The sequence below is a fragment of the Allobosea rubneri genome, from assembly GCF_032464875.1.
GTDB lineage: Bacteria > Pseudomonadota > Alphaproteobacteria > Rhizobiales > Beijerinckiaceae > Allobosea > Allobosea rubneri.
Genome location: NZ_JAWDID010000042.1, coordinates 1 through 24,785, shown reverse-complemented (window position 1 = coordinate 24,785; position 24,785 = coordinate 1). Strand labels below are relative to the sequence as shown.

At 68.1% G+C, this 24,785-nt stretch carries 30 protein-coding genes; 13 read left to right on the top strand and 17 right to left on the bottom strand.

The features are described 5' to 3' along the window. Positions 1 to 16: 16 nt before the first annotated feature. The gene (locus RKE40_RS21670; RefSeq protein WP_316020283.1) at positions 17 to 346 is read left to right on the top strand and encodes a DUF1330 domain-containing protein; all 330 of its coding nucleotides are present in this window, start codon (positions 17 to 19) and stop codon (positions 344 to 346) included. A 6-nt stretch (positions 347 to 352) separates the two neighbouring features. Here RKE40_RS21670 and RKE40_RS21665 read toward each other — a convergent pair whose 3' ends face one another. Genes RKE40_RS21665 through RKE40_RS21655 form a run of 3 tightly spaced genes read right to left on the bottom strand, consistent with a single transcriptional unit; the run spans position 353 to position 3,394 of the window. Beyond that, positions 353 to 1,660, bottom strand: a complete 1,308-nt coding sequence (locus RKE40_RS21665) for an HlyC/CorC family transporter (protein ID WP_316020282.1) — start codon at positions 1,658 to 1,660, stop codon at positions 353 to 355. 10 nt (positions 1,661 to 1,670) lie between these two features. Then, positions 1,671 to 2,816 carry a 3-dehydroquinate synthase gene (gene aroB, locus RKE40_RS21660; RefSeq protein ID WP_316020281.1) on the bottom strand — a complete coding sequence of 382 codons (1,146 nt, stop codon included), beginning with the start codon at positions 2,814 to 2,816 and terminating at the stop codon, positions 1,671 to 1,673. Beyond that, on the bottom strand, positions 2,813 to 3,394 hold the full coding sequence (locus tag RKE40_RS21655; RefSeq protein WP_316020280.1) for a shikimate kinase: 582 nt from the start codon (positions 3,392 to 3,394) through the stop codon (positions 2,813 to 2,815). Before RKE40_RS21655 ends, aroB begins: the two co-directional genes overlap by 4 nt. Positions 3,395 to 3,538: 144 nt before the next feature. Here RKE40_RS21655 and RKE40_RS21650 point away from each other — a divergent pair, with 144 nt between their 5' ends. The 3 genes from RKE40_RS21650 to xerD are packed head-to-tail and all read left to right on the top strand — an operon-like array spanning position 3,539 to position 6,506. Next, complete coding sequence (locus RKE40_RS21650; RefSeq protein WP_316020279.1) at positions 3,539 to 5,389, top strand: aminodeoxychorismate synthase component I; 1,851 nt, start codon at positions 3,539 to 3,541, stop codon at positions 5,387 to 5,389. Positions 5,390 to 5,419: 30 nt separating this feature from the next. Continuing rightward, positions 5,420 to 5,563, top strand: a complete 144-nt coding sequence (locus RKE40_RS21645; protein WP_066477230.1) for a histidine kinase — start codon at positions 5,420 to 5,422, stop codon at positions 5,561 to 5,563. Between the two features lie 7 nt (positions 5,564 to 5,570). After that, positions 5,571 to 6,506, top strand: a complete 936-nt coding sequence (xerD, locus tag RKE40_RS21640; RefSeq protein ID WP_316020278.1) for a site-specific tyrosine recombinase XerD — start codon at positions 5,571 to 5,573, stop codon at positions 6,504 to 6,506. 11 nt (positions 6,507 to 6,517) lie between these two features. On the opposite strand, the gene RKE40_RS21635 is transcribed toward xerD, so the two are convergent. From RKE40_RS21635 to RKE40_RS21625, 3 genes are all read right to left on the bottom strand, one after another. Further along, entirely contained in the window at positions 6,518 to 6,847 is a 330-nt protein-coding gene (locus tag RKE40_RS21635; protein ID WP_316020277.1) for a polyhydroxyalkanoic acid system family protein, read from the bottom strand. Positions 6,848 to 6,965: 118 nt separating this feature from the next. After that, on the bottom strand, positions 6,966 to 7,175 hold the full coding sequence (locus RKE40_RS21630; protein ID WP_066477233.1) for a hypothetical protein: 210 nt from the start codon (positions 7,173 to 7,175) through the stop codon (positions 6,966 to 6,968). Between the two features lie 121 nt (positions 7,176 to 7,296). Continuing rightward, positions 7,297 to 8,082 (bottom strand): IclR family transcriptional regulator, encoded by a 786-nt coding sequence (locus RKE40_RS21625; RefSeq protein WP_316020276.1) that lies wholly within the window; start codon positions 8,080 to 8,082, stop codon positions 7,297 to 7,299. A 163-nt stretch (positions 8,083 to 8,245) separates the two neighbouring features. Between RKE40_RS21625 and RKE40_RS21620 the strand changes: the two genes are divergently transcribed. The 6 genes from RKE40_RS21620 (at position 8,246) to RKE40_RS21595 (ending at position 13,186) form a co-directional block, all read left to right on the top strand. After that, on the top strand, positions 8,246 to 8,908 hold the full coding sequence (locus tag RKE40_RS21620) for an amino acid ABC transporter permease (protein WP_316020275.1): 663 nt from the start codon (positions 8,246 to 8,248) through the stop codon (positions 8,906 to 8,908). Continuing rightward, a complete protein-coding gene (locus RKE40_RS21615) occupies positions 8,905 to 9,555 on the top strand; it encodes an amino acid ABC transporter permease (protein ID WP_066477239.1) in 651 nt (216 codons plus the stop codon). The genes RKE40_RS21620 and RKE40_RS21615 overlap by 4 nt, the downstream gene beginning before the upstream one ends. Then, a complete protein-coding gene (locus RKE40_RS21610) occupies positions 9,542 to 10,273 on the top strand; it encodes an amino acid ABC transporter ATP-binding protein (RefSeq protein ID WP_316020274.1) in 732 nt (243 codons plus the stop codon). Before RKE40_RS21615 ends, RKE40_RS21610 begins: the two co-directional genes overlap by 14 nt. Before the next feature lie 40 nt (positions 10,274 to 10,313). Beyond that, positions 10,314 to 11,096, top strand: coding sequence for a transporter substrate-binding domain-containing protein (locus RKE40_RS21605; RefSeq protein WP_316020273.1), 783 nt, complete (start codon positions 10,314 to 10,316; stop codon positions 11,094 to 11,096). Between the two features lie 108 nt (positions 11,097 to 11,204). Continuing rightward, positions 11,205 to 12,245 carry a succinylglutamate desuccinylase/aspartoacylase family protein gene (locus RKE40_RS21600; protein WP_316020272.1) on the top strand — a complete coding sequence of 347 codons (1,041 nt, stop codon included), beginning with the start codon at positions 11,205 to 11,207 and terminating at the stop codon, positions 12,243 to 12,245. After that, positions 12,242 to 13,186, top strand: a complete 945-nt coding sequence (locus tag RKE40_RS21595) for a threonine ammonia-lyase (RefSeq protein ID WP_316020271.1) — start codon at positions 12,242 to 12,244, stop codon at positions 13,184 to 13,186. The genes RKE40_RS21600 and RKE40_RS21595 overlap by 4 nt, the downstream gene beginning before the upstream one ends. A 3-nt stretch (positions 13,187 to 13,189) precedes the next feature. Here the strand turns inward: RKE40_RS21595 and RKE40_RS21590 are convergent, their stop codons facing one another. Beyond that, complete coding sequence (locus tag RKE40_RS21590) at positions 13,190 to 13,936, bottom strand: transporter substrate-binding domain-containing protein (RefSeq protein WP_316020270.1); 747 nt, start codon at positions 13,934 to 13,936, stop codon at positions 13,190 to 13,192. A gap of 236 nt (positions 13,937 to 14,172) precedes the next feature. Here RKE40_RS21590 and RKE40_RS21585 point away from each other — a divergent pair, with 236 nt between their 5' ends. Beyond that, a complete protein-coding gene (locus RKE40_RS21585) occupies positions 14,173 to 14,448 on the top strand; it encodes a hypothetical protein (protein ID WP_316020307.1) in 276 nt (91 codons plus the stop codon). A 28-nt stretch (positions 14,449 to 14,476) separates the two neighbouring features. Here the strand turns inward: RKE40_RS21585 and RKE40_RS21580 are convergent, their stop codons facing one another. Then, the gene (locus tag RKE40_RS21580; protein WP_316020269.1) at positions 14,477 to 15,124 is read right to left on the bottom strand and encodes a YtxH domain-containing protein; all 648 of its coding nucleotides are present in this window, start codon (positions 15,122 to 15,124) and stop codon (positions 14,477 to 14,479) included. 108 nt (positions 15,125 to 15,232) lie between these two features. Then, a complete protein-coding gene (locus tag RKE40_RS21575; protein WP_316020268.1) occupies positions 15,233 to 15,442 on the bottom strand; it encodes a hypothetical protein in 210 nt (69 codons plus the stop codon). Positions 15,443 to 15,577: 135 nt separating this feature from the next. On the opposite strand from RKE40_RS21575, the gene RKE40_RS21570 reads away from it, so the two are divergent. Continuing rightward, positions 15,578 to 16,030, top strand: coding sequence for a hypothetical protein (locus RKE40_RS21570; RefSeq protein ID WP_316020267.1), 453 nt, complete (start codon positions 15,578 to 15,580; stop codon positions 16,028 to 16,030). A 108-nt stretch (positions 16,031 to 16,138) separates the two neighbouring features. Here RKE40_RS21570 and RKE40_RS21565 read toward each other — a convergent pair whose 3' ends face one another. From RKE40_RS21565 to RKE40_RS21535, 7 genes are all read right to left on the bottom strand, one after another. Then, positions 16,139 to 17,044, bottom strand: a complete 906-nt coding sequence (locus RKE40_RS21565; protein ID WP_316020266.1) for a TIGR01459 family HAD-type hydrolase — start codon at positions 17,042 to 17,044, stop codon at positions 16,139 to 16,141. Then, entirely contained in the window at positions 17,022 to 17,858 is an 837-nt protein-coding gene (gene phnE, locus RKE40_RS21560; RefSeq protein WP_316020265.1) for a phosphonate ABC transporter, permease protein PhnE, read from the bottom strand. The genes RKE40_RS21565 and phnE (RKE40_RS21560) overlap by 23 nt, the downstream gene beginning before the upstream one ends. After that, positions 17,855 to 18,661 carry a phosphonate ABC transporter, permease protein PhnE gene (gene phnE / locus RKE40_RS21555; RefSeq protein ID WP_316020264.1) on the bottom strand — a complete coding sequence of 269 codons (807 nt, stop codon included), beginning with the start codon at positions 18,659 to 18,661 and terminating at the stop codon, positions 17,855 to 17,857. The genes phnE (RKE40_RS21560) and phnE (RKE40_RS21555) overlap by 4 nt, the downstream gene beginning before the upstream one ends. Continuing rightward, complete coding sequence (gene phnC, locus RKE40_RS21550; RefSeq protein ID WP_316020263.1) at positions 18,658 to 19,497, bottom strand: phosphonate ABC transporter ATP-binding protein; 840 nt, start codon at positions 19,495 to 19,497, stop codon at positions 18,658 to 18,660. The genes phnE (RKE40_RS21555) and phnC overlap by 4 nt, the downstream gene beginning before the upstream one ends. Beyond that, on the bottom strand, positions 19,497 to 20,486 hold the full coding sequence (gene phnD, locus RKE40_RS21545) for a phosphate/phosphite/phosphonate ABC transporter substrate-binding protein (RefSeq protein ID WP_316020262.1): 990 nt from the start codon (positions 20,484 to 20,486) through the stop codon (positions 19,497 to 19,499). Before phnD ends, phnC begins: the two co-directional genes overlap by 1 nt. 88 nt (positions 20,487 to 20,574) lie before the next feature. Further along, the gene (locus tag RKE40_RS21540; protein ID WP_316020306.1) at positions 20,575 to 21,360 is read right to left on the bottom strand and encodes a DeoR/GlpR family DNA-binding transcription regulator; all 786 of its coding nucleotides are present in this window, start codon (positions 21,358 to 21,360) and stop codon (positions 20,575 to 20,577) included. A gap of 253 nt (positions 21,361 to 21,613) precedes the next feature. Next, positions 21,614 to 22,513, bottom strand: coding sequence for a hypothetical protein (locus tag RKE40_RS21535; RefSeq protein ID WP_316020261.1), 900 nt, complete (start codon positions 22,511 to 22,513; stop codon positions 21,614 to 21,616). 703 nt (positions 22,514 to 23,216) lie between these two features. On the opposite strand from RKE40_RS21535, the gene RKE40_RS21530 reads away from it, so the two are divergent. Beyond that, on the top strand, positions 23,217 to 23,537 hold the full coding sequence (locus RKE40_RS21530) for a hypothetical protein (RefSeq protein WP_316020260.1): 321 nt from the start codon (positions 23,217 to 23,219) through the stop codon (positions 23,535 to 23,537). Positions 23,538 to 23,556: 19 nt separating this feature from the next. On the opposite strand, the gene RKE40_RS21525 is transcribed toward RKE40_RS21530, so the two are convergent. Further along, positions 23,557 to 24,723, bottom strand: coding sequence for an autotransporter outer membrane beta-barrel domain-containing protein (locus RKE40_RS21525; RefSeq protein WP_316020259.1), 1,167 nt, complete (start codon positions 24,721 to 24,723; stop codon positions 23,557 to 23,559). Between the last annotated feature and the right edge of the window lie 62 nt (positions 24,724 to 24,785).

The following is a 24,785-nucleotide window of genomic DNA, read 5'->3' as shown; positions in this document are numbered from 1 at the left end:
GAAAGGGGATCGGACCATGACCGCCTACGCCATTGCCCATCTGCGTGACGTCGATCTCAACGCGGAGATCGCCGATTACATCCGGCGTATCGACGAGACCCTCGTGCCCTTCGGTGGCCGCTTCCTGATCCATGGCGTGACGCCCGAGGTCCTGGAGGGGCCCTGGGAGGGCGATCTCGTCGTCATCGCCTTCCCGGATCGGGAGGCCGCGCAGGCCTGGTACGCTTCGCCGGGCTATCAGGCGATCCTGCCGCTGAGAACCCGCAATTCCCGCAGCGCCGCCTTCATCGTCGCTGGCGCGCCGGAAGGCTATCGGGCGACCGACTTCCTGGCGAAGCTCGGCTGATCGGCTTCAGGCCGCGGGTGGCGGCGCCGTATCGCCATTGCCGACCGGCGCGATCTTCAGCGAGGTCACGCGGTTGCGGCTCTTGCGCATCACCTCGAAGCGGAAGCCGTGGAAGGTAAAGGCCTGGCCGGCATCGGGAATGGCTCTGGCCTCGTGGATGACGAGACCGGCGACCGTCGTCGCCTCCTCGTCCGGCAGGTTCCAGTCCATGGCGCGGTTGAGATCGCGGATCGGCGCGCCGCCCTCGACGATGACCGAGCCGTCGGCCTGCTGGCGCAGGCCGGGCAGGGCGATGTCGTGCTCGTCGCGGATGTCGCCGACGATCTCCTCGAGGATGTCCTCCAACGTCACCAGCCCCATGACCTCGCCATACTCGTCGACGGCGAGGGCGAAATGGGTCTTGCGGGCGAGGAAGGCCTTGAGCTGCTCCGGCAGCGATGTGTTCACCGGCACGAACCAGGGTGAAAGCGCGATCTCGCCGACATCGAGCCTGCCGGCATCGCCGCCGGCGGCATCGAGGGCGCGCAGCAGGTCCTTGGCGTGCAGGATGCCGACGATGTTCTCCGGCTTCTCGCGCCAGAGCGGCAGGCGGGTATAGGGCGAGGCCAGCACCTCACGCACGATCGCCTCGGGGCCGAGATCGAGATTGATCGTCCGCATCTTGGTGCGGTGGATCATCACGTCGGCGACTTCGAGGTCCTTCAGGTCGAGCAGGCCGCTGACCATGTCGCCATCGGCCTTCTCGACCGTGCCCTGCTGGCGCATCAGCTCGACCTGGTCACGCAGCAGCTCATCCGTGGCGAGCACCGGACGCTGCGAATCGATCCGCAGCCCGAACAGGCCGATGCTACGTCGGGCCAACCATTGCAGCAGGCGCAGCGGCGGCCCGAGGATGGCGAGCAGGCGCGCCACCGGCCGGACGAAGAAGAGCGCCGTGCGGTCCGGCTTGGCGACCGCCACCATGCGGGGCGCAAGCTCGCCGAAGACGATGGCGAGCAGCGCGACGACGGCGGCGGCACAGAGCGCGCCCGATGCGCCATGGGAAACCGCGGCCGCATAGGTCGCGAAGGCCGCCGTCGCGGTCTTCACGAGCGTGCGCGCTAGCAGGAGTACGCCGCTCAGCCGCTCGCGGTTCGACAGCGCGCGCAGCGCGATCGCGGCGCGCCGGCTGCCGGCCTTCTCCTGCGCCGTCAAGCGCGCGCGGGAGGTCGCATTGAGCGCTGCCTCGCTCGCGGAGAGGAACCCGGTCAGCAGCAGGCCGAGGACGACGACCGCGACTGCCAGCCAGGGATCGATGGGGACCAGCGCGGCCATTGGCGTGCGATCAGGCTCCCGCGAGTTCGCTTTCGATGAAGCGGCGCACCTCGTCGGCGGGAACGCCCGGCGCGATGAAGCTCTTGCCGATGCCATGGGCGAGGATGAAGGTCAGCGCGCCGCGCTTCACCTTCTTGTCCTGGGTCATCGCCTCGACGATCTCGGCAGCGCTGCCAGTGCCGCCCGGCACGTCCTGCAACCGGGAGGGCAGGCCGACCGAGGTCAGGTGTGCCGCGACGCGCCCGGCATCCTGGCCCGGGCAGAGGCCGAGCCGCTGCGAGAAGCGGAAGGCCAGCGCGAGGCCGATCGCGACCGCCTCGCCATGGACGAGGCGCCTGGAATTATAGGCGGTGAGCCGCTCCAGCGCATGGGCGAAGGTGTGGCCGAGATTGAGCAAGGCGCGGTCGCCGTCCTCGCGCTCGTCGCGCACCACGATCGCCGCCTTGGCGCGGCAGGCGGTGGCGACGGCATGGTCGCGCTCCGGCCCGCCGGCGATGACACGCCGCCAGTTCGCCTCGCACCAGTCGAAGAAGGCGGCATCGTCGATCAGCCCGTACTTCACCACCTCGGCATAGCCGGCCTTGAACTCGCGCTCGCTGAGCGTGTCGAGCAAGGCGGTGTCGCAGATCACCAGCGCCGGCTGGTGGAAGGCACCGATCAGGTTCTTGCCATGGCCGGAATTGATGCCGGTCTTGCCGCCCACCGAGGAATCGACCTGGGCGAGCAGGCTCGTCGGAATCTGGACGAAGCGCACGCCGCGCCGCAGCACCGAGGCGGCAAAGCCCGAGAGGTCGCCGACCACGCCGCCGCCGAGCGCGATGACGAGGTCGTTGCGCTCGATCTTGGCAGCCAGCAGCCCGTCGCAAAGCTCGACGAAGCAGGCATAGGACTTCGAGGCCTCGCCCGGGCGGATGGTCAGGCGGGTCGTCGCGATGCCGGCCTGGTGCAGGCAGCTCTCCAGGGCCGGGGCGTGCAGCTCGGCGAGATTGTCGTCGGTGACGATGGCGGCGCGGGCACCGGGGGCGAGCTCCGCGATGACGCCGGCCGCCTCGCAGAGCTGGTGGCGCCCGATCAGGATGTCATAGGCGCGCTCGCCGAGCGGAACGGGAACGAGAATGCGCTCGACGCGCGCGGCATCTGCTGCTTGCTTGGTCATCGGCTGCTCGTTGCGCGCTCGAGTTCGGCGAGCGCGGCTTCGACGACGACCTCATGCGGGTCGTCGCTGGAAATCACGGTGATGTCGGCCTGGGAATAGACCGGCTCGCGTTCGGCGAGCAGGCGGCGCATCGTCCCTTCCGGATCGGCGGTGCGTAGCAGCGGGCGGTTGCTGCGCTTGCGCACGCGACGCATCAGCACGTCGACATCGGCCTTGAGCCAGACCGAGATGCCGAGCTCGGCGATGCGGGCGCGGGTGTCGGCATTCATATAGGCGCCACCGCCGGTCGCGAGGACCAGGGGGGACCGGGTCGTCAGGATGCGGGCGATGACGCGGCGCTCGCCGTCGCGGAACTCGGTCTCGCCGCGCTGGGCGAAGATGTCGGGGATCGACATGCCGGCCGCCGTCTCGATCTCGGTGTCGGCATCGACGAAGGGCAGGCCGAGACGCGCGCCGAGCCGCTTGCCGACCGAGCTCTTGCCCGATCCCATCATGCCGACGAGCACGACGGAGCGCTGGCCAAGCGCGGCGCGCAGGGCAGCGACATCAAGGGTTTCGACAGTATCCGCCATCAGCATCGCAATGTTTCCTCTTGCCGCTCTAGCATGTGCGATGCCTTGCCGCCACGTCCTCCTGATGCGCCGGAGAATCCCGGTTGCGCCTTGACCTGCCGGAGCGAGTCAGACTGCTACCGGCCGGTGCAAGGGCGAGGAGAAAGCGGCATGCCGAGGCCGGAGCGGGAGGTCGAGATCGCTGCCCTGCGTGCGCCTTTCGTGCTGCTCGATGATCGCAGCACTGGCGCGGGGGCGGCGCTGCTCTATGCCGAGCCGGTGGAGCTGGTCGAGGCACGTGGCCTCGACGAGGTTCCCCAAGCGCTCGCCCGGATCGAAGCCGGGCTGGCATCGGGGCTGCACGCGGCCGGCTTCCTCTCCTATGAGCTGGGCTATGCCTTCGAGCCGCGTCTCGAGGGGCGGATGCCGGAGGGGCGGGCCCTGCCGCTGCTCTGGATCGGATTGTTCCGCGAGCCGCTCGCCCTGGACGGCGCCGCGCTCGACCGGCAGTTCGCCAGCCTCGCCGCGCCGCCGCCGCTGGAAGATCTGGCATTCGGGCTCGACGCCGGGCAGCACGCCGCCGCCGTCGGGCGGGTCCTGGACTATCTGCGGGCCGGAGACGCTTATCAGGTCAACCTGACCTTCCCGGTCCGCTTCCGTTATGAAGGCGACCCGCTCGCGCTCTATAGTGCCTTGCGGGCGAGCCAGCCGGTCGCCCATGGCGGCATCGTCGCGACGGGCGCGGCGACGCTCCTCTCGGTCTCGCCGGAGCTCTTCGTCGAGACCCAAGACGGGCGGGCGACGACGCGGCCGATGAAGGGCACGGTCGCACGCGGCGTGGATGCGGCGGGCGATGCCGCGGCGATGGCGGCCTTGCGGGCCGATCCGAAGCAGCGCGCCGAGAACCTGATGATCGTCGATCTCCTGCGCAACGATCTCGGCCGGGTCAGCGAGATCGGCTCCGTCGCCGTGCCAAAGCTCTTCAGCGTCGAGACCTATCCGACGCTGCACACCCTCACATCGGAGGTGACAGGACGGCTCCGGCCCGGCCTCTCGGCGGGCGAGCTGATCCGGGCGATGTTCCCCTGCGGCTCGGTCACCGGCGCGCCCAAGCTGCGCGCCATGGAGATCATCCGCGAGCTCGAGGCCTGGCCGCGCGACGCCTATACCGGATCGATCGGCGCGATCGCGCCGAATGGCGATCTGCGCTTCAACGTCGCGATCCGCACGGCGAGGCTGCTGCCCGGCGGCGAGGGCGTCTATGGGGTGGGCGGCGGCATCGTCGTCGATTCCGAAGCTGCGAGCGAATTCGCGGAATGCCGGCTCAAGGCCCGGGTCCTGACCGATCTCGCCGAGGATTTCGGTCTGTTCGAGACGCTGCTCTGGTCGCTGGAGGCGGGCTATCGCCGGCTCGATCTGCATCTCCAGCGGCTCGGCAACTCGGCTGCTGAACTGGGTTTTCGCTTCGAGCGTGAGAGGTTGAAGGAGAAACTGGCAGAGCTCGCCGACGGCTTTGGAAACGCGAGGGAGCAGCGTGTTCGCTTCGAGCTGAAGCGCGATGGTTCGGTGATGCTACGGCATATGCCGCTGCCGCCGGAGCAGGGCCGCGCGCTGACGATCGCGATCGCGGCGGAGCGCGCCGATGCCGCCGACCCGTTCGCACGGCACAAGACGACGCGCCGGGCGCGCCATGAGCGCTGCTTTGTCGCTGCCGAGGTGCAAGGCTGCGACGACGCGCTCCTGCTCAACCGCCAGGGCTTCGTCACCGAGACGAGCCGAGCGAACGTCTTCCTCGAGCGCGACGGGCTGCTGCTGACGCCGCCGGCCGCCCATGGACTGCTGCCGGGGGTGCTGCGGGGCGAGCTGCTGGAGGCCGGCAGCGCACGGGAAGCGGCGCTGCGGATCGAGGATCTGGCGGGCGAGGCGCGCTGGTTCGTCGGCAGCAGCCTTCGCGGCCTGCGGCAGGCGCGCCTGATCGCCGACGATCCAAGGCTTGCATCTGCGGTGGCGGATCGGGAATAACCGACAGGGTTAACAAGGAAATCGCCGGCCGTGCCGACGCTGTTCAAGTTCTTGACTTTCCTCGCTGTGATCGGCGGGCTGGTGTTCGGCGGCATGGTCGCGCTCGTCACCTTCGTCAAGCCGGAGCCGCGCGAGATGGTCGAGGTGATCCCGCCCTCGAAGCTGCAGAAATGAGCCGCGGATGACCCGGCAAGCGCGCGCCTGGGTGAACGCCTTCCTCGACATGCTCGCTGCCGAGCGCGGCGCGGCGAAGAACACGATCGAGGCCTATCAGCGCGATCTCGACGATTACCTCGAATTCGCCGCCGGGCATGGCGGCCCGGCAGACGTCGCAGCCGCCGATATCCGGGCCTTCCTGGTCGAATTGTCCGAGCGCGGCCTGAAGGCCTCCTCGGCGGCGCGGAGGCTCTCGGCGGTGCGGCAGTTCCACCGCTTTCTCTACACCGAAGGCCTCGTCGGCAGCGATCCGACCGCGGCGATCGAGGGGCCCAGGCTCGGGCGGCCCTTGCCGAAGGTGCTGTCGGTGGCCGAGGTCGACCGGCTGATCGCGACCGCCCATCAGGCGGCGGAGCGGGAAGGCCAGTCGCCGGCGGCACAGGCGCGTAGCCTGCGGATGCGCTGCCTGATCGAGATGCTCTACGCCACCGGCATGCGCGTTTCCGAGCTGATAGCGCTGCCGCTCTCGGCCGCGACGACGCGCGAGCGCTTCCTGGTGGTGCGCGGCAAGGGCGACAAGGATCGGCTGGTGCCGCTCAACGAGGCGGCTCGGCTGGCGGCCGCCGCGCATCTCGCCTTCTTGCGCGAGCAGGGCGATGCCGGCGGCCGCTGGCTCTTTCCCTCCGACGGCGAGAGCGGGCATCTGACGCGGCAGGCCTTCGGGCGCGATCTCAAGTCGCTCGCGGCGGCGGCGGGGCTGTCACCGGCCAAGGTCAGCCCGCATGTGCTGCGTCACGCCTTCGCCAGCCATCTCCTGCAGAACGGCGCGGATTTGCGCGTGGTGCAAGAACTGCTGGGCCATGCCGATATCGCCACCACGCAGATCTACACGCATATTCTCGACGAGCGCTTGAAGAGCCTGGTGCGCGACCTGCACCCGCTGATGGATGGCGAGGGTTAGTACCGGCGCGCTCAGGCCTTGGCCGGCTTGTGCTCCAGCAGAATCTGGCCCTGCTTCTCGACACCGAGACGCAGCTTCTCGGCGAAGACAGCGAGCATCCAGGGCAGCATCACCTCGACGCGGACGAGGCTGTCCTCGATATCGAGCTTGCCGTTCACAGTCTGGCCGAGGGCGGCGACGCCGAAATGCAGCGTGTCGCCCTGCCAGTCCTCCTGCGTGAGCTGCATGTGCAGCGTGCCGAGCTTGTCGCGGACCTTGTCGACGCCGCCCTGGAGACGCGCCCGGGCCGCCTCGCGCCCGAGCGTGTGGGAAACTGTGATGGTGACGGGGCGTTTCATCATCGGCGGCTCCGGCTCATGCCTTTGGGCTGTCGCTGTCCCAGAGATGCGCATCGCCGCGCGCAGTTGCAACCCGCCGGGCAGTTCCAGCGGGGCGGAGCGCACGGCGCCGGCTGGCTGATCAGTTGCTATGGGCCTGGAGAGCCTGCTGGCCCTCCTGGGTCACGTTCCAGCGCTCGTCGCCGGGCTCAGCCAGGCCGCGTCCCTGAAGCAAGCGCAACATCGCTTCGCCGAAGATGAAGCGGCGGGTTTCTTCGTTGATGCTCTCGAGCGCGATCCACTCGGGATCGGTCATCACGGGTGCCTGCGTGTTCGTCGCGGTCTCGGCCATTGACGGTCCTCCTCCGTGCCGTTTGTTGCGGTCAGGGGGAAAATCGCGAGCAATCTTGGAGAGCTTGTGGCGTTGGCAGGGTATCCCTGAGGCAAATGCCGGCGGTTTTCTCGCTTTCGGCTCAGCCGAGGGGCAGGCGCAGGCCAGCTTCGGCCGCGCAGGCCTTGAGCGTCAGCAGGATTGCTCCCACGTCGGTGTCGACGCCGTGGCGTTGCAGGCACGGTACCAGGATCGCCGCCTCGGCATAGCCGGACAGGCCGACCACCGGGCAGGCGATGTCGGTGACGGCGAGGATGTCGCGGCTCGGCGCGATGCGGTGGCCGAGCTCGCGGATTTCGGCGAAGACCGCCTCGGTCTCCGGCAGGTCGAGGCGCTGGCGGAACTCCGGCTCGGCTTCGCGCATCAAAGCCCGCCGCCGCGCCTCCGACTGGAAGGCGAGGATGAGCAGGCCGGAATTGGCTTCCAGCGCCGGCCTGCCATAGCCCGGCCGGACGATGACGCTGGCATCGAGATGGCCGGCCGTCGTCGCCAGCACCACGGTCTGCGCCCGGCTGAGGACGACGAGATGGGCGGCCTGGCCACTCTCCTCGCTGAAGCGCTCCATCAGCGGCAGCACGGCGGAGGTCAGCTGCTTACCGCCCGGCGTCCTGATCCCGAGGTCGAACAGGCGGCGCGACAGGCCGAGCCGGTCGGTTCCCGCCTCGCGTTCGAGATAGCCGCGCTGCTGCAGCACGAAGACCATCCGGAAGATCTCGCTCTTCGAGCGCCGCAGCCGCTCGGCGATCGTGCGCGTCGAGAGCGGCTCGCCGACCTCGGCCAGGAGCTCGAGGATATCGAGGCCCTTTTCCAGCGCCGGCGCGGCGTAGGAGGCCTTGTCGTCAGGTTCGGCTTCGACGGGATCGCTCATGACGCCCATACCGGTCTGGTTTCATATATGAAGCTTGACATCAAATAAGAAGCCAATCTAGCCTCCCCGTAAAGAGGGAGAGAAATGACGCCATTGCCGCAGCAAGCGTGGGCAGTCCTTCGGCACCGGACCGCCGGTCCGCGGGCCTGGTGGGCCTGACGCGATGAAGTACGGTCTTCAGTTCCGCGACGTCTTCGCCGCCTGGGAGTCGATCCTCGAGGGCGTCTGGATCACGCTGCTGCTCTCCGGGGTCGCCATGATCGGCGGCCTGGCGATCGGCGTCCTCTGCGCCGCGGCGCGCGTCTACGGTCCGGGTTGGCTGCGCCGCCTCGTCGGCGCCTATGTCGAAATCATCCGCAACACCCCGCTGCTGGTACAGCTCTTCCTGATCTTCTTCGGCCTGCCGAGCCTCGGCCTGCGGCTCGACGGCCTGACCGCGGCGATGATCGCGCTGGTGATCAATCTCGGTGCCTACACCACCGAGATCGTGCGCGCCGGCCTGGAGGCGGTGCCGAAGGCGCAGATCGAAGCCGGCCACTCGCTCGGGCTCTCCGGCCTGCAGGTCTTCCGCTACATCGTGGTCTTCCCGGCGCTGAAGGCGATGTTCCCGGCGCTGGCCAGCCAGTTCGTGCTGATGATGCTGGCGACCAGCGTCGTCTCGCAGATCTCGGTGCAGGACCTGTTCCATGCCGCCTCGATCGTGCAGTCGCGCACCTTCCGCGATTTCGAGGTCTATACCGTCATCGGCGTGCTCTATCTCTCGCTCGCCTTCGCCTTCCGGGGCCTCTTCGCGGTGATCTACCGCCTGGCTTTCGTGCAGCGATGATCAGAGAATTCGGCTTCATCGACGTGATGTACCTCGTCGGCGCGGCACGCTGGACGCTGCTGCTGACCGTCACCGCCTTCGCCGGCGCCTCCGTCCTCGGCCTGGCGATCGCGATCGCGCGCATCCTGCCGTTCGCGCCGGTGCGCTGGATCGCCGCCGGCTATACTCACATCGTCCAGGGCACGCCGCTGCTGGTCTGGCTGTTCCTGATCTTCTTCGGGCTGCCGCTGATCGGAATCTCGGTCAACCCCTGGCTCGCCGCGGCCGTCGGCTTCTCGGTCTATGGCAGCGCCTTCCTCGGCGAGATCTGGCGCGGCGCGCTGGTCTCGATCGCCAAGACGCAATGGGAGGCCGGCGCCTCACTCGGCCTCTCCATGGCGGAGCAACTGCGCTACGTCATCATTCCGCAGTCGGTACGGGTCGCGATCCCGCCGACCGTGGGCTTCCTGGTCCAGTTGATCAAGAACACCTCGCTCGCGGCCGTGATCGGCCTGGTTGAGCTGACCCGCGAGGGTCAGCTGACTGCGGCGGGCACCTACAAGCCCTTCGCGGTCTACATCACCGTCGCCTGCATCTATTTCCTGATGTGTTTCCCTCTGACCCAATGGAGCCGCTCGCTCGAGCGGAAGCTCGATGTCGCTCGTTGAAATCCGGGAGATCAGCAAGAGCTACGGCGCCGTCCAGGTGCTGAAGGGCGTCTCGCTCGATGTCACCAAAGGCGAGGTCGTCGCCGTGATCGGCCGCTCAGGCTCCGGCAAAAGCACCCTACTACGCTGCGTCAACGGGCTGGAGGTGATCCAGGCCGGCACGATCCGGGTCGACGGCGTCCAGGTGAACGACCCGGCGACCGATCTGCGCAAGCTGCGCCAGCAGGTCGGCATCGTCTTCCAGAGCTTCAACCTGTTTCCGCATCTCTCGGTTTGCGACAACATCACGCTTGCGCCGCGGGTGGTGAAGAAGCAGGCCCCGGAGCAGGCCCGCGAGATCGCCCGCGACGTGCTGCGCCGCGTCGGCCTCGAAGGCAAGCTCGACGCTTTCCCGTCGCAGCTTTCCGGCGGCCAGCAGCAGCGGGTCGCCATCGCCCGCTCGCTCGCCATGCAGCCCAAGCTGATGCTGTTCGACGAGGTCACCTCGGCGCTCGACCCGGAACTGACGGGCGAGGTGCTGAAGGTACTGGAATCCGTGGCGCAGGAGGGGATGACCATGATCCTCGTCACCCACGAGATGGGGTTCGCCCGCCGATTCGGCTCGCGCGTCGTGTTCATGCACGAGGGCCGGATCCACGAAGAAGGCCAGGCCGCGGCGGTGCTCGCCGAGCCGCAGACGCCCGAGCTCAAGACCTTCCTCAGCGCCGTGCTGCACTGAGGCGAAGAAACCAGTTCCGGTCCACGAGGGGAGAAAACACATGCGTAAGCTGTTTGCAGGTCTGGCGGCCATGGCTATCGCCGCCTTCGGCGCCGCCGAAGCCCGCGCCGACAAGCTCCAGGACATCCTGTCCAAGGGCGTGGTCCGCATCGGCGTGCCGCTCGACGCGCCGCCCTTCGGCTCGCAGGACGCCAACCGCAAGCCGATCGGCTTCGACATCGAGTTCGCCGAGATGGTCGCCAAGGGCCTCGGCGTGAAGCTGGAGATGCAGCAGATCACCGGTGCCAACCGCATTCCGTTCCTGCTCACCGACAAGGTCGACATCGTCATCTCGGTGATGGGCCTGTCGCCCGAGCGCGCGCGCCAGATCCAGTTCACGGCGCCCTATGCCAACACCTTCCTTGCGGTCTACGGGCCGAAGTCCTCGACGGTGAACAGCGCAGCGACGCTCGGCTCGGCCCGCATCGCCGCCGCCAAGGGCACGACGCAGGAACTCGCCATCACCGAAGCCGCCCCGAAGGCGAACGTGATGCGCACCGAGGACGACGCCACTGCGGCGGCGGCCTACATCACCGGCCAGGCCGATCTGCTCGCCACCAACTCGATCGTCGCCCAGGCGCTCGCCAAGCAGAACCCGAACAAGGAGTTCGAGCGCAAGTTCACCATCCGCCGCAGCCCGGCCCATATGGGCGTGCAGATGGACCAGCACAATCTGGTGCGCTGGCTCGACGGCTTCATCTTCTTCAACAGCCTGAATGGCGAGCTCGACCGGCTGCACAAGAAGTATCTGGACATGCCGATGGATCCGCTGCCGACCCTCTGAGCAGCTTTCCTTCTTCGGCCAGGCACTTCGTGCCTGGCCTCCTTTCTTTTCCGGCGAAACCACGGGGCCGATCGGCCCCGATCGCCCTTTCGCGTCCGCGAGCCCGCCATGACCAGTTCCCGCCAGAAGACCGCCTCACGCCCGTCCTCAGCCTTCCTGACCGTCGACCCCGAGAAGAACGGCAAGCAGGTCGGCTTCCTGATGATCCCGCATTCGCCGCATGACGACGCCTGGGGCGCGACGCGCATCCCGGTCGCGGTGATCAAGAATGGCGAGGGCCCGACCGCGATCCTCGAAGGCGGCAATCACGGCGACGAATACGAGGGGCCGATCGCGATCTGCGAGCTGATCCGCGATCTCGATCCCGGCCGCGTCCAGGGCCGGCTGATCCTTATGCCGGCCAACAACGTCCATGCGGTGATCGCCGGCCAGCGCACCTCGCCGGTCGACGGGCTGAACTTCAACCGCACATTTCCGGGCGATCCGCGCGGCACCATCACCCAGCAGATCTCGGCCTTCGTCAACGACCAGATCATGCCGCTCGGCGACGCCTTCCTAGACCTTCATTCGGGCGGCTCCTCGCTCGACATCATCCCGAGCGCGATCGTCGAGCCGACCGATGATCCCGAACTGCACAAGCGCAATGTCGCGGCGGTCCAAGCCTTCGATGCGCCGATGACGGTGGTGATCTCCAATCTCGGCGAGCCGCGCACCGCCACCGCCGCGGCCTGCCGCAATGGGCTCGTCACGGTCGGCACGGAGATGGCCGGCGCCGGCACGGTCTCGCTCGAGGCGCTGAAGGTCTGCCGGCGCGGCGTCGCCAATGTGCTCGACCACCTCGGCATCGTCGCGCTCGAAAAGCGCGAGCCGAGGCGCGGCGACGCCCAGGTGCTCGAGCTGCCGGGCACGGCCGCCTATGTTTACGCCACCGCCGACGGCGTCTTCGAGCCGTTCCACGCCAATGGCGAGAAGGTCAGCGCCGGCCAGCCGGCCGGCCGGATCCACTGCACCTGGGATCCGACGCGCCCGCCCGAGACGCTGCACTATGCCGCCGACGGCATTCTCTACGGCCGGCGCCAGCCGGGCCGGGTCAAGCCGGGCAATTGCTGCCTGATCGTCGCGGCGCCCTACCGGGGGACGCTGTCGTGATCGGCCTCGAAGACATCCAGGATGCGCGCTGGCGCATCGCGCCGCATATCCGCAAGACGCCGCTGCTGCCCTACGCCCATACCAGCACGGGCGAGGATTTCGGCGGCAGCGTCACGCTGAAGCTGGAATTGCTGCAGGCGGCAGGCTCGTTCAAGGGCCGCGGCGCGATGAACCGCCTGCTGACGCTCTCGGCCGAGCAGCTCAAGGCGGGCGTCGTCACCGCCTCCGGCGGCAATCACGGCCTCGCCATCGCCCGTTCGGCCCATGTGCTCGGCGCCAAGGCCAAGATCTTCCTGCCTTCCAATGTCGTCGCCGACAAGGTCGCCAAGCTCAAGAAGTGGGGCGCCGACGTCGAGATCGTCGGCGCGGTCTGGGACGACGCCAATGCCGCGGCGCTCGCCCATGCGCAGAAGACCGGCGCGACCTATGCCCATCCATTCAGCGACCCGGTCGTGGTCGCCGGCCAGGGCACGCTCGGTCTCGATATCCTCGACGAGATGCCCGAAGTCGACGTCATCCTCGTCGCGATCGGTGGCGGCGGCCTGATCACCGGCCTCTCGACTGCCGTGAAGGCGCTCCGGCCGAAGACCCGCATCATCGGCATCGAGCCCTATGGCTCGCCGACGCTGCATGCCTGCCTCGCGGCCGGCAAGCTGGTGACACTCGACAAGCTCGAGACCCGGGTCGCCACCATGTCGTGCCGCCAGACCGACCAGGCGATCTACGAGGCTGCCGCCAGGAATGTCGACGAGATCGTGCTGGTCAGCGACGAGGAGATGGAGGCGGCGGCACGCTCGCTCTGGTTCGAGTTCGGTCTTGCGGCCGATCTCTCGGGCGCGGCGGCGGTCGCAGCCCTGCAGTCGAAGCGCTTCGTTCCGGAGCCCGGCAGCAAGGTCTGCGCGCTGGTCTGCGGCGCCGGGACGGACGGGACGGGTGCCTGAGCCTCAGCGCGCGACGCTGAGGCCCTCGACGCCGTGCTTGCGGATCAGGGCCTCGATGAAGCCCGACGCTTTCGCCGCCTCGACGAAGCGGGTGAGATAGGCCACCGCCTCGGCCTTCGGCCGGGGCACGCCGATCGCCTGCTGCACGGTCATGAAATGGCCGTCGAGCAGGCGTGTCCCGGGGATCGCGGCGCGGTCGGAAATGAGGCGTGGCCGCAGGCCGGCCAGGGCTTCGAGCTTCTGCTCGACGAAATCCACGGCGGCCTCGTCGAGGGTGCCGGAGCGGATCAGGGTCGCCTTGCGGATATGGCGGTCGAGCCAGAGCCCGTAGGCGGCGCGGCCGGTCACGGCAATGCGGACGCCATCCGCGTCAACGTCGGCAATCCGGCGCAGCGGCGAGGCGTCCCGCACGAGATAGGTCGCCTCGATCTCGGCATAGGCCGGGGTGAAGCCGATGGTCTCGGCCCGCTGCGGTTCGGCGCCGATCAGCCCGACATCCCATTCGTCGCGGAGCGCCGCATCGGCGAGCAGGCCGGGATTGGCATAGGGCACATAGCGCAGGCCGGTCCCGAGATGCCCGGCCAGTGCGCGCGCCAGATCGGGCGAGACGCCTTGCGGCTCGCCTTCCGGGGACCGGCTCGAAACCAGCAGGAAGTTCGAGAGGTTGATGCCGGCGCGCAGCATGTTGCCGGGCGCCAGGTGCTCGCGAGTGGCGGGGGAGAGCGTGCCGATATCCGGGCGAAATTCCATCGTATTCTTCCTGCAGCTGCGAGCCGCGCAGTTATGCGCCTAGCGCTGCCGCATGGGCAAGCTGGCCCTGCGTCATGCCTTCAGGGCTTGCCTTGTCGGTAAATGGCCTCTACCTCGCTGGGTGATCGCTCGCTTGCCCTGCTGACGGCCGCAGACGCGGCCCCGCGCCCATGCGCGTCAAGGAATTTCCGGCGCGTCGCGACCGCCGAGCGTCCAACCGACGAACAGGATTTGGTATGTCCCGCAAGAAATCGAAGCCGCTCGATGCAGAATTCGTCATGTTCGACGTGTTCTACGAAGATGGCTCGCGCACCTCGAACCGGCGCGTGCCGAGCAATCTCCTCGGCGGGCTCGACGGCGACGAGCCGGCGCGCGACGCGATCATCGAGCAGGATCGCGTGATCGCGGAGAAATCCGGCAAGCCGAGCCTAGCGATCTCGTCGATCGTGCGTTCCGGAAAACCGACGGTCGAGAAAGCCGGCAAGGACAAGTCCGGGCGCAAGGGCGGCTAGTTCCCGCGCCCGACCTCGTCTTCGGGGCTCAGCGCTTCGCCGCGCGCCGCTTCGCCGGCTGGGGCGTGCTGCTGCCGGTGAAGAGCGAGCCGAGCACATAGAGCGCGATGCCGACGCCGAGTACCGCCGCGAGCGGCTCGCGCTCGGTCCGCTGCACCAGCATCCGCCCGCCCTCGCGGGCATAGTCGCGACCGGTATCGACATAGTCCCGGCTCCGGGCGAGGTAGTCGCGGCTCTGGTCGAGCTGCTCGCGCCCATTGCCGAGAAACTGGCGGCCCGCCCGCAACGCGTCGTCGCTATAATCGCGCAGCATCCGGCTCCAGCCGCTGGTGTCCGGCTGCCAGCTCGTCGAGCGCCGCCCGGTCATTGCCCAGGCGATCAGGCCGACGCTGACCGCGCCGAGCGCGAAGGCCGCCAGGGGATGACGCTCGACCGTCTCGACCGCAGCCTCGCCGGTTTCCTGAACATAACGCCCGGCATCGCGCAGGCTTTCGCGCGGATCGATCTCGGCGACCTTCTCGCGAGCCCGCTCATAGCTGCCCTTGACGCTATCGACGGTGCGGTTGGCGAGCTCGCTCGCCCGCTCGGCGACGCCGTTGGCGGCGCGCTCGATCTCGTCCCTGGCTTCGCTGCCGCTGCGCGGCACGTCAGGCGGCATACGCTTGTCGCTGTCCATGGCTTGAAACTCCATCTCTCGTATCGGGGCTCCCTGTCGAAACGAGATTGCGACGGCAGGGTTCCGTTCGAAGACCAGAAAGAGTGAGGCGAGCAGCCGCCTTTCCGCTCAGCGGGTGGCACGCCGGGTCGCACGGACGACGGTCGGAGCACTGACCGCGCCCGCGGCCCCGCCGACCACGGCGCCGACCGGGCCGCCGACGACCGCGCCGGTGCCGGCGCCGACCGCCGCGCCGCCGACGCGCTGCTCGACAGTGTTGCAGGCGGCCAGTGCTAGCGCGAGGCTCACGGCGGTGACGAAGGCAACAGGCCGGTTCATCTCATGCTCCCGAAAGATTGCGGCGAGGGGAACGCATCGTGAGCAAGGAAGTTCCTGCATGGCGATGACAGGATGACGCATCGCGGCTTAATCTCGCGCTGGTGAGTGCGACTCATCGCCCGAAGGAGACTTCCCATGAGAAACCTCGTCTTTTCGACTGCGCTCGCATGCCTTGCCGTGGGCTTCATGGCCGCGCCGGCCTCGGCGCTGACGATGAAGGAATGCAGCGCGAAGTATCAGGACGCGAAGAAGGCGAACACGCTTAAGGGCCAGAAGTGGAACGACTTCCGCAAGGCGCAATGCGGCGATGACGACGCGGCCGATGCCGATGCCGCCGCTGCGGTGACCGAGACCCCGGCCGCCACTCCCGCCAGCGCTCCGGCCAAGCCTATGGGCAAGGCCAAGGCAGCGGTCTTCCCGAAGGCGGTTGCCTCGAAATACAGCAACGAGACGGCCGGCAAGGCTCGCCTCAAGACCTGCGCCGACCAGTACAACGCCAACAAGACGGCGAACGCCAATGGCGAGCTGAAATGGATCGAGAAGGGCGGCGGCTACTGGAGCCAGTGCAACGCCAAGCTGAAGAGCTGAGCGTCAGCGCATTCCCGGCCAATCGCATCGGCTATGATCTCACCCCCGGCGCCTTGCGTCGGGGGTGAAGCGTTTCCGGCCGGGCGAGGGGACTACGACGCTCGGGTGCTAATTCCACTGGAACCAGGGTAGTACGAACTGCGGCGCCAGGCCTTCGCGTGCGAAGAGGCGCCGGCAGCTCGTGGACTCAAGTTCGCCCGTCGCCGACCAGCGCAGTTCGCCGCGATGAATGCCGCCGGCGATGAAGGCGGCGTCGATCCCGGCCCTCGCCGCGCCGGCGACATCGTGCTCGAGCGAGTCGCCGATCGCCAGCAATCGGGCGGCGGGGAGGCCCGACAGGCGCAGGCAGGTCCGATAGATCCGCGCATGCGGCTTGCCGTGATAATGGACTGTCCCGCCCATCGCCTCATAGGCCAGGGCGACGAGGCCCGGCGCCTCGTGGAGATGGCCGTCGGCATGGACGCGGTGGCGGTCGGGATTGGCGCAGATCATCGGGATGCCGCGGGCGGCGGCCCGTTCCAGCAAAGGGCGCCAGCCGACGACGGACTGGGCCGGCGGCTCCATGCTCATCAGCAGGATGAAATCGGCGGCCTCCGGATCGTCGGTCGGCGTCAGGCCGAGGCCGTCGGCGAGGCGCTCCTCGCCCGGGCGCACCAGCAGCAGGCAGTTGCGGCCGAGCCCGCGATAGGCCGGCTCGCCGCCTGCCATCAGCGCGTCGCGGGCATCGTCCCCGGCCGAGACCAGATGGTCGTAGAGCGCGCGCGGAAAACCCAGTCTCGCCAGCGTCGCCTCGTTCTCGCTGCCGGGTTTGCCGGAGTTAGAGAGGATGATCACCGCCTTGCCGGCCTGTCGCATCCGCTCGAGGCAGGCCAGCGCCTTCGGATAGGGCCGGCTGCCGTCATGCAGCACGCCCCATTGGTCGAGCAGGAAGCCGTCATAGCGCGAGATCAGGTCGCGGATGCCGGCCGGGAAATCGGTGAGGCTGCGCTGCTCAGACGATGCGGGAACGGACATAGGCGGAAAGCGCTTCGCTGAGGATGACGATGCCGAGGATGGCGATCAGGATGACGATGGCCTGCGACCAGGCGAACTGGTTGATCGAGGCATAGAGCAGGAGGCCGATGCCGCCGGCGCCGACGAAGCCGAGCACGCTGGATTCGCGGACATTGATGTCCCAGCGATAGATCGTGGTGCCGATCAGCACCGGGAGGATCTGCGGCAGGATCGCCACCGCATAGACCTGGAAGGTGCGGGCGCCGGAGGCCTCGACCGCCTCGATCTGGCCGGCATCGACCTCCTCGATCGCCTCGGCAACGAGCTTGGCGATGAAGCCGACCGAACGCGCCGCGACGGCACAGATGCCGGCGACCGGGCCCGGCCCGAAGATCGCGACGAAGAGCAGACCCCAGATCACCGTATTGATCGAGCGCGAGAGCACCAGCATGGCGCGTCCGATCAGCCAGGTGCCCTGGTTCAGCGTGGTGTTGCGCGCCGCCAGGAAGGCGACGGGCAGGGCGAAGAGCACCGCGATCATCGTGCCGAGCGTCGCGATATGCAGCGTCTCGATCAGGGGCTGGACGATGCGCGGGAAATAGGACCAGCGCGGCGGCCACATCCGTTCGATCAGGTCGGCCGCCTGCTCATGCGCATCGGCGAAGAAGGCCCATTCGATGTCGAGCGCAGAGACCGACCAGGCGGCGGCGAAGGCGATGCCGCCGAGCCAGAGCCAGTGGATGAGCCGTTCCTTGAACGAGTAGCGCTCCCAGCTGTCGGGATAGAGGCGGGCCGGCACGGGCGTGCCGCGCGGCTCGGGCTGATGCACGGTCATCTCAGCCTCCGCCGTGCCCAGTCGCTGAACCATTCGCCGAAGGCGACCATGGCGGCGATGGTCAGCAGGATGGCGCTGGCGAAATCGAAATCATAGCGCGAGAACGAGGCCGAGAGTGTCTGGCCGATGCCGCCAGCGCCGACGATGCCGATCACGGTCGAATGGCGCAGATTGGAATCGAGCCGGTAGATCAGCACGCCGAGCGTCTTGACCAGCACCTGCGGCACCACGGCATAGCCGAAGATCTGGCCGAAGCTGGCGCCGGTGGCGCGGATCGCCTCGACCGGTCCGGGCTTCATGTTCTCGATGTCCTCGGCCAGCATCTTTCCGAGGAAGATCGCCGAGGAGAAGGCGAGCGTCAGCAGCCCGGCAACGGGGCCAAAGCCGAAGAGCTTGACGAAGAAGATCGCGATGATGACCTCGTGAAAGGTCCGGCCGACCACGATCAGCCCGCGTGCGGCAAGATAGAGCGGGCGCGGCGAGAGATTGGCCGCGGCGGCGATGCCGATCGGGATCGAGAGCACCGCACCAACGATGGTCGCGGCGATGGCGATCTGCACGCTCTCGACCATGCCGGTGAGCAGCAGCTGCCAGCGGCTGAAATCCGGCGGGACCATTCGCTCCAGGATGTTCCAGGCCCGCGGCAGGCCGGCGAGGATGCGGGCCGTGTCGACGTTCAGCGTCGACAGCGACCAGGTGAGATAGGCCGCGAGCGCGAACCAGAAGGCGAGGCGGCGCCCCGGGCTGCCGAAGATGCTCGGCGCGCGCCAGTGCGCCGGATGGTGCGAAGCCGGTGCGCTCACGGCCGCATGCCGATCAGCGCGGGCTCGTCATCATCCTCGCTCGGTGCGGGAGCCCAGTCCTCGGCGCCGTAGATCTCGGTCAGCGCAGCCTCGGTCAGGGCCGAAGCTTCGGCGTCGAAGACGACGATGCCGTCGCGCAGGCCGATGATCCGGTCGGCATAGGCGCGGGCGAGCGCGACGTCGTGGATGTTGATGATCGCCGGGGTCTGGCGCTCGGCAACGAGCTCGCGCACCAGCCGCATGATCTGCCGCGAGGTCTTGGGGTCGAGGCTCGCAGTCGGCTCGTCGAGCAGCAGGAGGTCCGGCCGCTGCATCAGCGCGCGGGCGATGCCGACACGCTGGCGCTGGCCGCCGGAAAGCGCATCGGCACGCTGGTTGTGGTAGCCGTCGAGCCCGACACGGTCGAGCAATGCGAAGGCGGCCTGGATGTCCTCCGGCGGGAAGCGCCAGCGCAGCGAGGCGATGAGCCCGACATAGCCGAGTCGCCCCGAGAGCACGTTCTGCATCACGCTCAGCCGCTCGACCAAGTTGTACTCCTGGAAGATCATACCGATGCGGCGCCGGGCGGCGCGCAGGCCCTTGCGGTCGAGCGCGACGATGTCCTCGCCATTGAGGAGTATGCGCCCGGAGGTCGGTTCGACCAGCCGGTTGATGCAGCGGATGAAGGTGCTCTTGCCGGCGCCGGACGAGCCGATCACGGCCACGAGCTGCGGCCGGTCGATCACGACATCGATGCCGCCGAGCGCCTTCTTGCCGGTCGGGTAGACCTTGGTCAGCCCTTCGACGGCGAGGAGCGGCGAAGAGCCGCCCGTCGCCGCATGGAAGCTGTCAGACATCAGTCGCCCTTCAGCTTGGCGAGGCCGTCCTGGGTATAGGTGATGCCGCTTTCGCGCTGGATCACGATGATGTCCGACCAGGCGGCCTTGTAGCTCAGCTCCTTGAAGCCCTTGGTGTCCTTGAACTCCTTGGCGAGTCCGGACTTGAGGAAGTCGAAGGAAAGGAAAGCTTCCTTGATCTTGGCCTGAAGCTCCGGGTTGAGGTCGTGGGCGATGCCGAAGGCGGTGCGCGGGAAGGGCGCGGATTCGTAGACGATGCGGACGTCGTCGCGCTTGAACATGCCGCGATCGGCCATGCGCTCGAGCACGCTGGAGGCGACGGGGGCCGCGTCATAGTCCTTGTTGACCACGCCCATGATCGAATTGTCGTGCTTGCCGGAATAGAGGACCTCGTAGTCCTTGCCGGGCACGATGCCCTTTTCCTTGAACAGGATGCGCGGCGCGGTGTCGCCGGAGTTCGAGGATGGCGCGACATGGGCGACGCGCTTGCCCTTGAGGTCGGCGATCGACTGGATCGCGCTGCCCTTCGGCACGATCAGCTGCAGGGTGTAGCCGATCGAGTTGTCGTGCTTCTCCATCGCCACGATCGGCCGGAAGCCGGCGAGGTTGACCGCGAAGGGCGTCGGCCCGCTGGCGACGCCGGCGATGTGCAGGCGGCCGGAGCGCATGGCCTCGACCTGGGCCGCATAGGATTCGGCGCCGAACCACTTGACCTTCTTGCCGGTGACCTTGGTGAGATGGGCCAGGAAGTCGGCGAAGACGTTCTCGTAGACCGACGGGTCCTCGACCGGCGTATAGGAGAAGATCAGCGTGTCCGGGTCCTTCTGCCGCGCCTTGTCCGACGGGATGTCGGCGAGCAGATCGCCATCGGCGTCGCAATAGCGGGCGTCGAGCGTGCCACGGTTGGGACAGGTCTGCGCCTGTGCCGGGCTGGCAAGGCCGAAACCGAGCGCGATCAGGCAAAGCGACGCGATCTTGGCGCGCAGCATGGCAACCTCCCTGGAAGCGGCGCTCCGTTGATCGGGCGCATGTAAGATTTCTTACATCCTGATCAACCTTGGCTGGCTAAGCAAGGCTTTAGGCGACAAGGCAGGCGATTCCTGTGCGTTGCCAGGCCTCGCGCAGGCGTGCCGGCGGCTCGGCATCGGTGACGATCATGCGGAACGCGCCTGGAGCCGCGATCCGCGCCGTGCTGGTCTGGTCGAATTTCGAGCTGTCCGCGACCCCGAGGACCTGGCCGGAGCGGCTGATCGCGGCCTGGCGCACCGCGATCTTCTCGAGGTCGAAATCCATCGGCGAGCCATCGTCGTCGAAGCCATTGAGGCCCAATACGGCGTAGTCGAAGCGGAAGCCCATGATGCAGGCGACGGCCGCCTGGCCGACCAGCGAACCATTGGCGCCGCGGGTGCTGCCGCCGGTGACCACGACGTCGAAAATCCTGTGATTGCAGAAGATCTGAGCGACGGAGACGCTGGACGTGACCACGCGTAGCCCGGGCTTGCTCAGCAGGGCCCGCGCCACGGCCTCGACCGTCGTGCCGACATCCAGAAAGATCGAGGCGCCTGGCGGCACGATCTCGGCGACCGCCGCCCCGATGCGCTGCTTGCCTTGCGGCGCCACCATCAGCTTCTGGGCATAGGCCGAGCGATAGCCGCCGGAGGCGAGGCCCGCGCCGCCATGGAAGCGCTGCAGATAGTTGCTGGCCTGCAACTGGATGATGTCTCGGCGCACCGTCTGGGCGGAGACGCCGAAGCGCTCGGCAAGCGTCTCGATCGTGGTGAAGCCGACCTGCTGGACGATCGCGAGAATCTGCTGCTGGCGCGACGTCAGGCCCTTGGCGCCGGAGGCGTCTTCGCTGCTCATCTCGTTCACGATGCTTCGCCCGATCCGTGGTTGTCGGTCATCTGCGAGAGGCGCCGAACATGGGCCCGAAGCTACGCGATCGAGGGATGCAGCTCCGGTGGGGTTCGGCTCGAGCGCCGCGATCGATGTCGTGCATCTTCAGCCTTCTCCCCGCGAATCGGCTCACAGCGAAGCAGGAGCGGGGCAGAAAATCGAGCCGATGATGTGGCGCGGCGCAGATCTGCCGGCAGCTGTCCCGCTCGGCATGCGCCGCTCAGAAGGTCCAGCCGATGTCGAGCTGGACGAGGTGGCGACTGAAATTCGTCAGGTCGAGCTGGCCTGGCTGGCCTTTCTCCTCGCCATAGAGCTGGACGTTGTAGGCCAGAGAGAGCGCGAGCTGTTCGGTCGCCTGCCAGTAGATGCCGGGGCCGACGAAGGTGGCGTGCCCGGCGAGCTTGCCGAAGCCGAGGGTGTCGTGCTGGCGCATATGGCGGACCTCGCCGCTCAGATAGATACTCTCGACGACCTGCCAGGCGAGCGCGCCGCCGATGACGAAAGTCGAGGCCCGCTCATGCGGGGAGGGGCCGGACCAGATCAGATTGTGCGACAGGTTGAAGGCTGCATGGAGCGTGTCGGGGATCAGGACCTTGTCGGCCAGCAGGCGCATCGTGGTGTTGTAGGTCGAGAAGCGACCCTCGCCGTGGCTCTCGTTGCGCTCCAGTCCGGCATCGATGCCCATGGTCAGACCGAGGCCGTGCCGGCCATGGCTGAGCAGGCGATAGCGCGCCTCGAAGCCACCGCCATAGGCCTTGTCCTTGAGCCCCTGGCGCTCGATCTGCGAGCGCGTCGTTCCGCCGAGCAGATAGGGGCTGACCTCCAGGCAGGGCAGCAGGCCATAGGAGCCCTGCAGCATCGCGCCGCGGCCCATGGAACGGCCGCGCCGGACGCCGCCATCGGCATTGAGCGTCAGGCCGAGACTGCCGCGGCCGAGGTCGGCGATGCCGGAGCCGTCGGTGAAGCCGAAGGCGTCGGTCGGGGCGTCATCGTCATTGTCGCAGACAGAGCTTGCCGCCTTCGGCTCGGGCCTGCCTTCGATGGCCTGCGCCGGAGCGAGCATCGAAAGAAAAATCGCGAGGCCGGCAGCCAATGCGCCGAGAGAAGGGAAGTTCGCCAAGATCGTGTATCCGCCATGTCAACCTGAAGGCTGCCATGGCGGGCACGCTCCTAAGTCGGCGTGAAAATCAGAACAGCAAGCGTCGGCGCGGGCCGAAACCTGCCCCGTTTTCGTCGCAGCGGTTAACAGATCGCTTGCAGGCGATGTCGTCTTGTCGGGATCGGGGCCGCAACTCGCCGGTCCCCTTGCGGGAACGGCGCCGGGCTAGCGCGCCACGCCGCTGCAGCATCTCATATTGCTGCTGCGTGACGACGGGCGAGAATTGCCGAACTGGATTGCGGGTCCGTAACGCCTGCGATCCGCTTCCATGCGGCGCCTATCCTCGGCGTTACGCTTGGCAAAGGCCTGTTCGCCTCTGTAGCGCGGGGTGTCGCGAACATTGTAGCTCCGGCTCGGTACCGTCGAGGTCGGCCGCCATTGCTGGGTCTGCTTCAGCCTGATCTGGGCGCTCGCCTCGCCGGGCAGGACGAGGCTGCCCAATGCCAGCGCAGCGGTCGTGAGAAGCGCACCGCAGGATAGGGAGCGGGCGGTACGGGGCAATCTGGTCGGTTTCATCGGTCACTCCATGGTCGGCGGTCCACAGAGCTAGCCGGTGCCTCCGCGTTGCGCTTCACCAGAACGGGGGAAGCGGTGCGAACGATGCCGGGCCAGACTGGCGGCGAGAAGGCTGCACAGCCGCAGCGCCATGGGGGAGTCGATGGACATGAGGCCGATTCTTGCCGCCCTCGGGCTGCTCGTCATCACGCAGGCGTCGCCGGCGGCGGGGCAGGCGAACTGCGTCCGTGCCGGCCAGCCTTCGTTTACGGGCAACAAGACTTTGGTGAACGGCTGCGGGCGGAGCGTCACCATCAGCTACAGCGACGATTTCTCCTGCGGGCCCGGCAAGGAGATCTGCACGGTCCAGATCCGGGCCGGCAAGTCCGCGGTGATCTCGACACCGGCCGGGCAGGGCAATTCCTGGATCGCCTGCTGGGGCAGCAAGCGACCGTGGCCAGGCGCAGGCGGCGCTGTCCTCTGCGAGTGAGCGGGGCCTTGGCCCAAGATCAGAAGCTGATCCTGAGCTGGGCCGATCCGCCGATCCGGCTGCCGCGGTCGGAGAGCTCCCCGTCGAGGTTCAGGCCGAGCGAGACGCGCTCGCTGAGCTTTGCCGCGACGCCGGCGCTGAGGAGCGCACTGTTGCGGCCGATCTCGGCGCCCGTCGCGGCGAAGCTCGCACCCGGAAGCCCGACAAGACTCGCGGTCAGTCCGGCATCGCGCTGGAAATAGTGCGCCCAGGCGGCGCGGACATAGCCGGTGACCGGCACGCCTGCGAGCAGGCTGTCGGCATCGAGCTGCAGGCCGAGCTCGCTGCGGCTGGTCACGTCGCTGCGCCTGGTCAGCGCGAGCGCGCCGGCATTGGCCCCGGCCCAGTTCGCCTCGGTCACTGCGGGACTGCGCGCCCGTGTCGCCTGCAGCGCGGCCAGCGGCGAGAGCGAGAGTCCGTTCCATGCGAGCAGGGTGGTGCTCGCCTGCAGGCGCCCACTCCAGGCGGTGGTGTCATAGGAGGAGGCGAGGCTGGAGCCGAGCGCGGGAATGCTGCGCCGCACATCGTTGTCGAGCCTTGCATAGCTCAGCGCACCGCCGAGCTTGACCGGGCCGAGCCGGGTCACGCCGTAGAGGCCGGCCTGGAACACGTCGGCATCCATGCTGCCGAGGACGCCGGGCAGCGAGGCGCGCGCCTTGCCGCCGGAGACCGCGATGCCGGCCACGGTGCCGGGCATCAGCCTGATGTCGAGACCGGTGGCCAGATGCGCGCTGTCGACGGTCCGCTTGGCGGTACCGGCCGCCGCATTGCCATCCGCTGCGCCATAGGAGCCATAGGCCGAGCCCCAGACCGAGTAGAACGGGGCGTCGAGCCGCGAGGGGGCGGCGGGCTGGTCGTCGCCCTTGCGCACGAGGCCCGAGAAGGCGGCGGCGCCCGGCCCCGCATTGCCGGGCTCCAGCCGCCCGGCGGCCATCGGGTCGAGCATCGTGCGCAGGAACTGGTCGGAGGCGATATGCGCCATTGCCGGCGCTGCGCTGTGGATCTCGCCTGAGAGGCTGTTCACCGCAGCCGGGATCGATGCCGCCGGCAGGTTGTAGATGCCGAACAGCGAGGACGGATCGCCGCCATTGGCGATCGCCTTGTCGATGGACTTCGCGATCGCATAGGCGTTGGCTGGTGCCGTCACGCCGATGATCCGCGGTCCGGCAGGCGGGGGCGGTGGGGGTGATGGCTCGACGGTAGGTGGCG

What these genes read in the sequence shown, in the direction of transcription:
- RKE40_RS21670 (WP_316020283.1), top strand. Translation starts at nt 17, where the DNA reads ATGACCGCCTACGCCATTGCCCATCTGCGTGACGTCGATCTCAACGCG.
- RKE40_RS21665 (WP_316020282.1), bottom strand. Translation starts at nt 1,660, where the DNA reads ATGGCCGCGCTGGTCCCCATCGATCCCTGGCTGGCAGTCGCGGTCGTC.
- aroB (WP_316020281.1), bottom strand. Translation starts at nt 2,816, where the DNA reads ATGACCAAGCAAGCAGCAGATGCCGCGCGCGTCGAGCGCATTCTCGTT.
- RKE40_RS21655 (WP_316020280.1), bottom strand. Translation starts at nt 3,394, where the DNA reads ATGCTGATGGCGGATACTGTCGAAACCCTTGATGTCGCTGCCCTGCGC.
- RKE40_RS21650 (WP_316020279.1), top strand. Translation starts at nt 3,539, where the DNA reads ATGCCGAGGCCGGAGCGGGAGGTCGAGATCGCTGCCCTGCGTGCGCCT.
- xerD (WP_316020278.1), top strand. Translation starts at nt 5,571, where the DNA reads ATGACCCGGCAAGCGCGCGCCTGGGTGAACGCCTTCCTCGACATGCTC.
- RKE40_RS21635 (WP_316020277.1), bottom strand. Translation starts at nt 6,847, where the DNA reads ATGATGAAACGCCCCGTCACCATCACAGTTTCCCACACGCTCGGGCGC.
- RKE40_RS21630 (WP_066477233.1), bottom strand. Translation starts at nt 7,175, where the DNA reads ATGGCCGAGACCGCGACGAACACGCAGGCACCCGTGATGACCGATCCC.
- RKE40_RS21625 (WP_316020276.1), bottom strand. Translation starts at nt 8,082, where the DNA reads ATGAGCGATCCCGTCGAAGCCGAACCTGACGACAAGGCCTCCTACGCC.
- RKE40_RS21620 (WP_316020275.1), top strand. Translation starts at nt 8,246, where the DNA reads ATGAAGTACGGTCTTCAGTTCCGCGACGTCTTCGCCGCCTGGGAGTCG.
- RKE40_RS21615 (WP_066477239.1), top strand. Translation starts at nt 8,905, where the DNA reads ATGATCAGAGAATTCGGCTTCATCGACGTGATGTACCTCGTCGGCGCG.
- RKE40_RS21610 (WP_316020274.1), top strand. Translation starts at nt 9,542, where the DNA reads ATGTCGCTCGTTGAAATCCGGGAGATCAGCAAGAGCTACGGCGCCGTC.
- RKE40_RS21605 (WP_316020273.1), top strand. Translation starts at nt 10,314, where the DNA reads ATGCGTAAGCTGTTTGCAGGTCTGGCGGCCATGGCTATCGCCGCCTTC.
- RKE40_RS21600 (WP_316020272.1), top strand. Translation starts at nt 11,205, where the DNA reads ATGACCAGTTCCCGCCAGAAGACCGCCTCACGCCCGTCCTCAGCCTTC.
- RKE40_RS21590 (WP_316020270.1), bottom strand. Translation starts at nt 13,936, where the DNA reads ATGGAATTTCGCCCGGATATCGGCACGCTCTCCCCCGCCACTCGCGAG.
- RKE40_RS21585 (WP_316020307.1), top strand. Translation starts at nt 14,173, where the DNA reads ATGTCCCGCAAGAAATCGAAGCCGCTCGATGCAGAATTCGTCATGTTC.
- RKE40_RS21580 (WP_316020269.1), bottom strand. Translation starts at nt 15,124, where the DNA reads ATGGACAGCGACAAGCGTATGCCGCCTGACGTGCCGCGCAGCGGCAGC.
- RKE40_RS21575 (WP_316020268.1), bottom strand. Translation starts at nt 15,442, where the DNA reads ATGAACCGGCCTGTTGCCTTCGTCACCGCCGTGAGCCTCGCGCTAGCA.
- RKE40_RS21570 (WP_316020267.1), top strand. Translation starts at nt 15,578, where the DNA reads ATGAGAAACCTCGTCTTTTCGACTGCGCTCGCATGCCTTGCCGTGGGC.
- RKE40_RS21565 (WP_316020266.1), bottom strand. Translation starts at nt 17,044, where the DNA reads ATGTCCGTTCCCGCATCGTCTGAGCAGCGCAGCCTCACCGATTTCCCG.
- phnE (WP_316020265.1), bottom strand. Translation starts at nt 17,858, where the DNA reads ATGACCGTGCATCAGCCCGAGCCGCGCGGCACGCCCGTGCCGGCCCGC.
- phnC (WP_316020263.1), bottom strand. Translation starts at nt 19,497, where the DNA reads ATGTCTGACAGCTTCCATGCGGCGACGGGCGGCTCTTCGCCGCTCCTC.
- phnD (WP_316020262.1), bottom strand. Translation starts at nt 20,486, where the DNA reads ATGCTGCGCGCCAAGATCGCGTCGCTTTGCCTGATCGCGCTCGGTTTC.
- RKE40_RS21540 (WP_316020306.1), bottom strand. Translation starts at nt 21,360, where the DNA reads ATGAGCAGCGAAGACGCCTCCGGCGCCAAGGGCCTGACGTCGCGCCAG.
- RKE40_RS21530 (WP_316020260.1), top strand. Translation starts at nt 23,217, where the DNA reads ATGAGGCCGATTCTTGCCGCCCTCGGGCTGCTCGTCATCACGCAGGCG.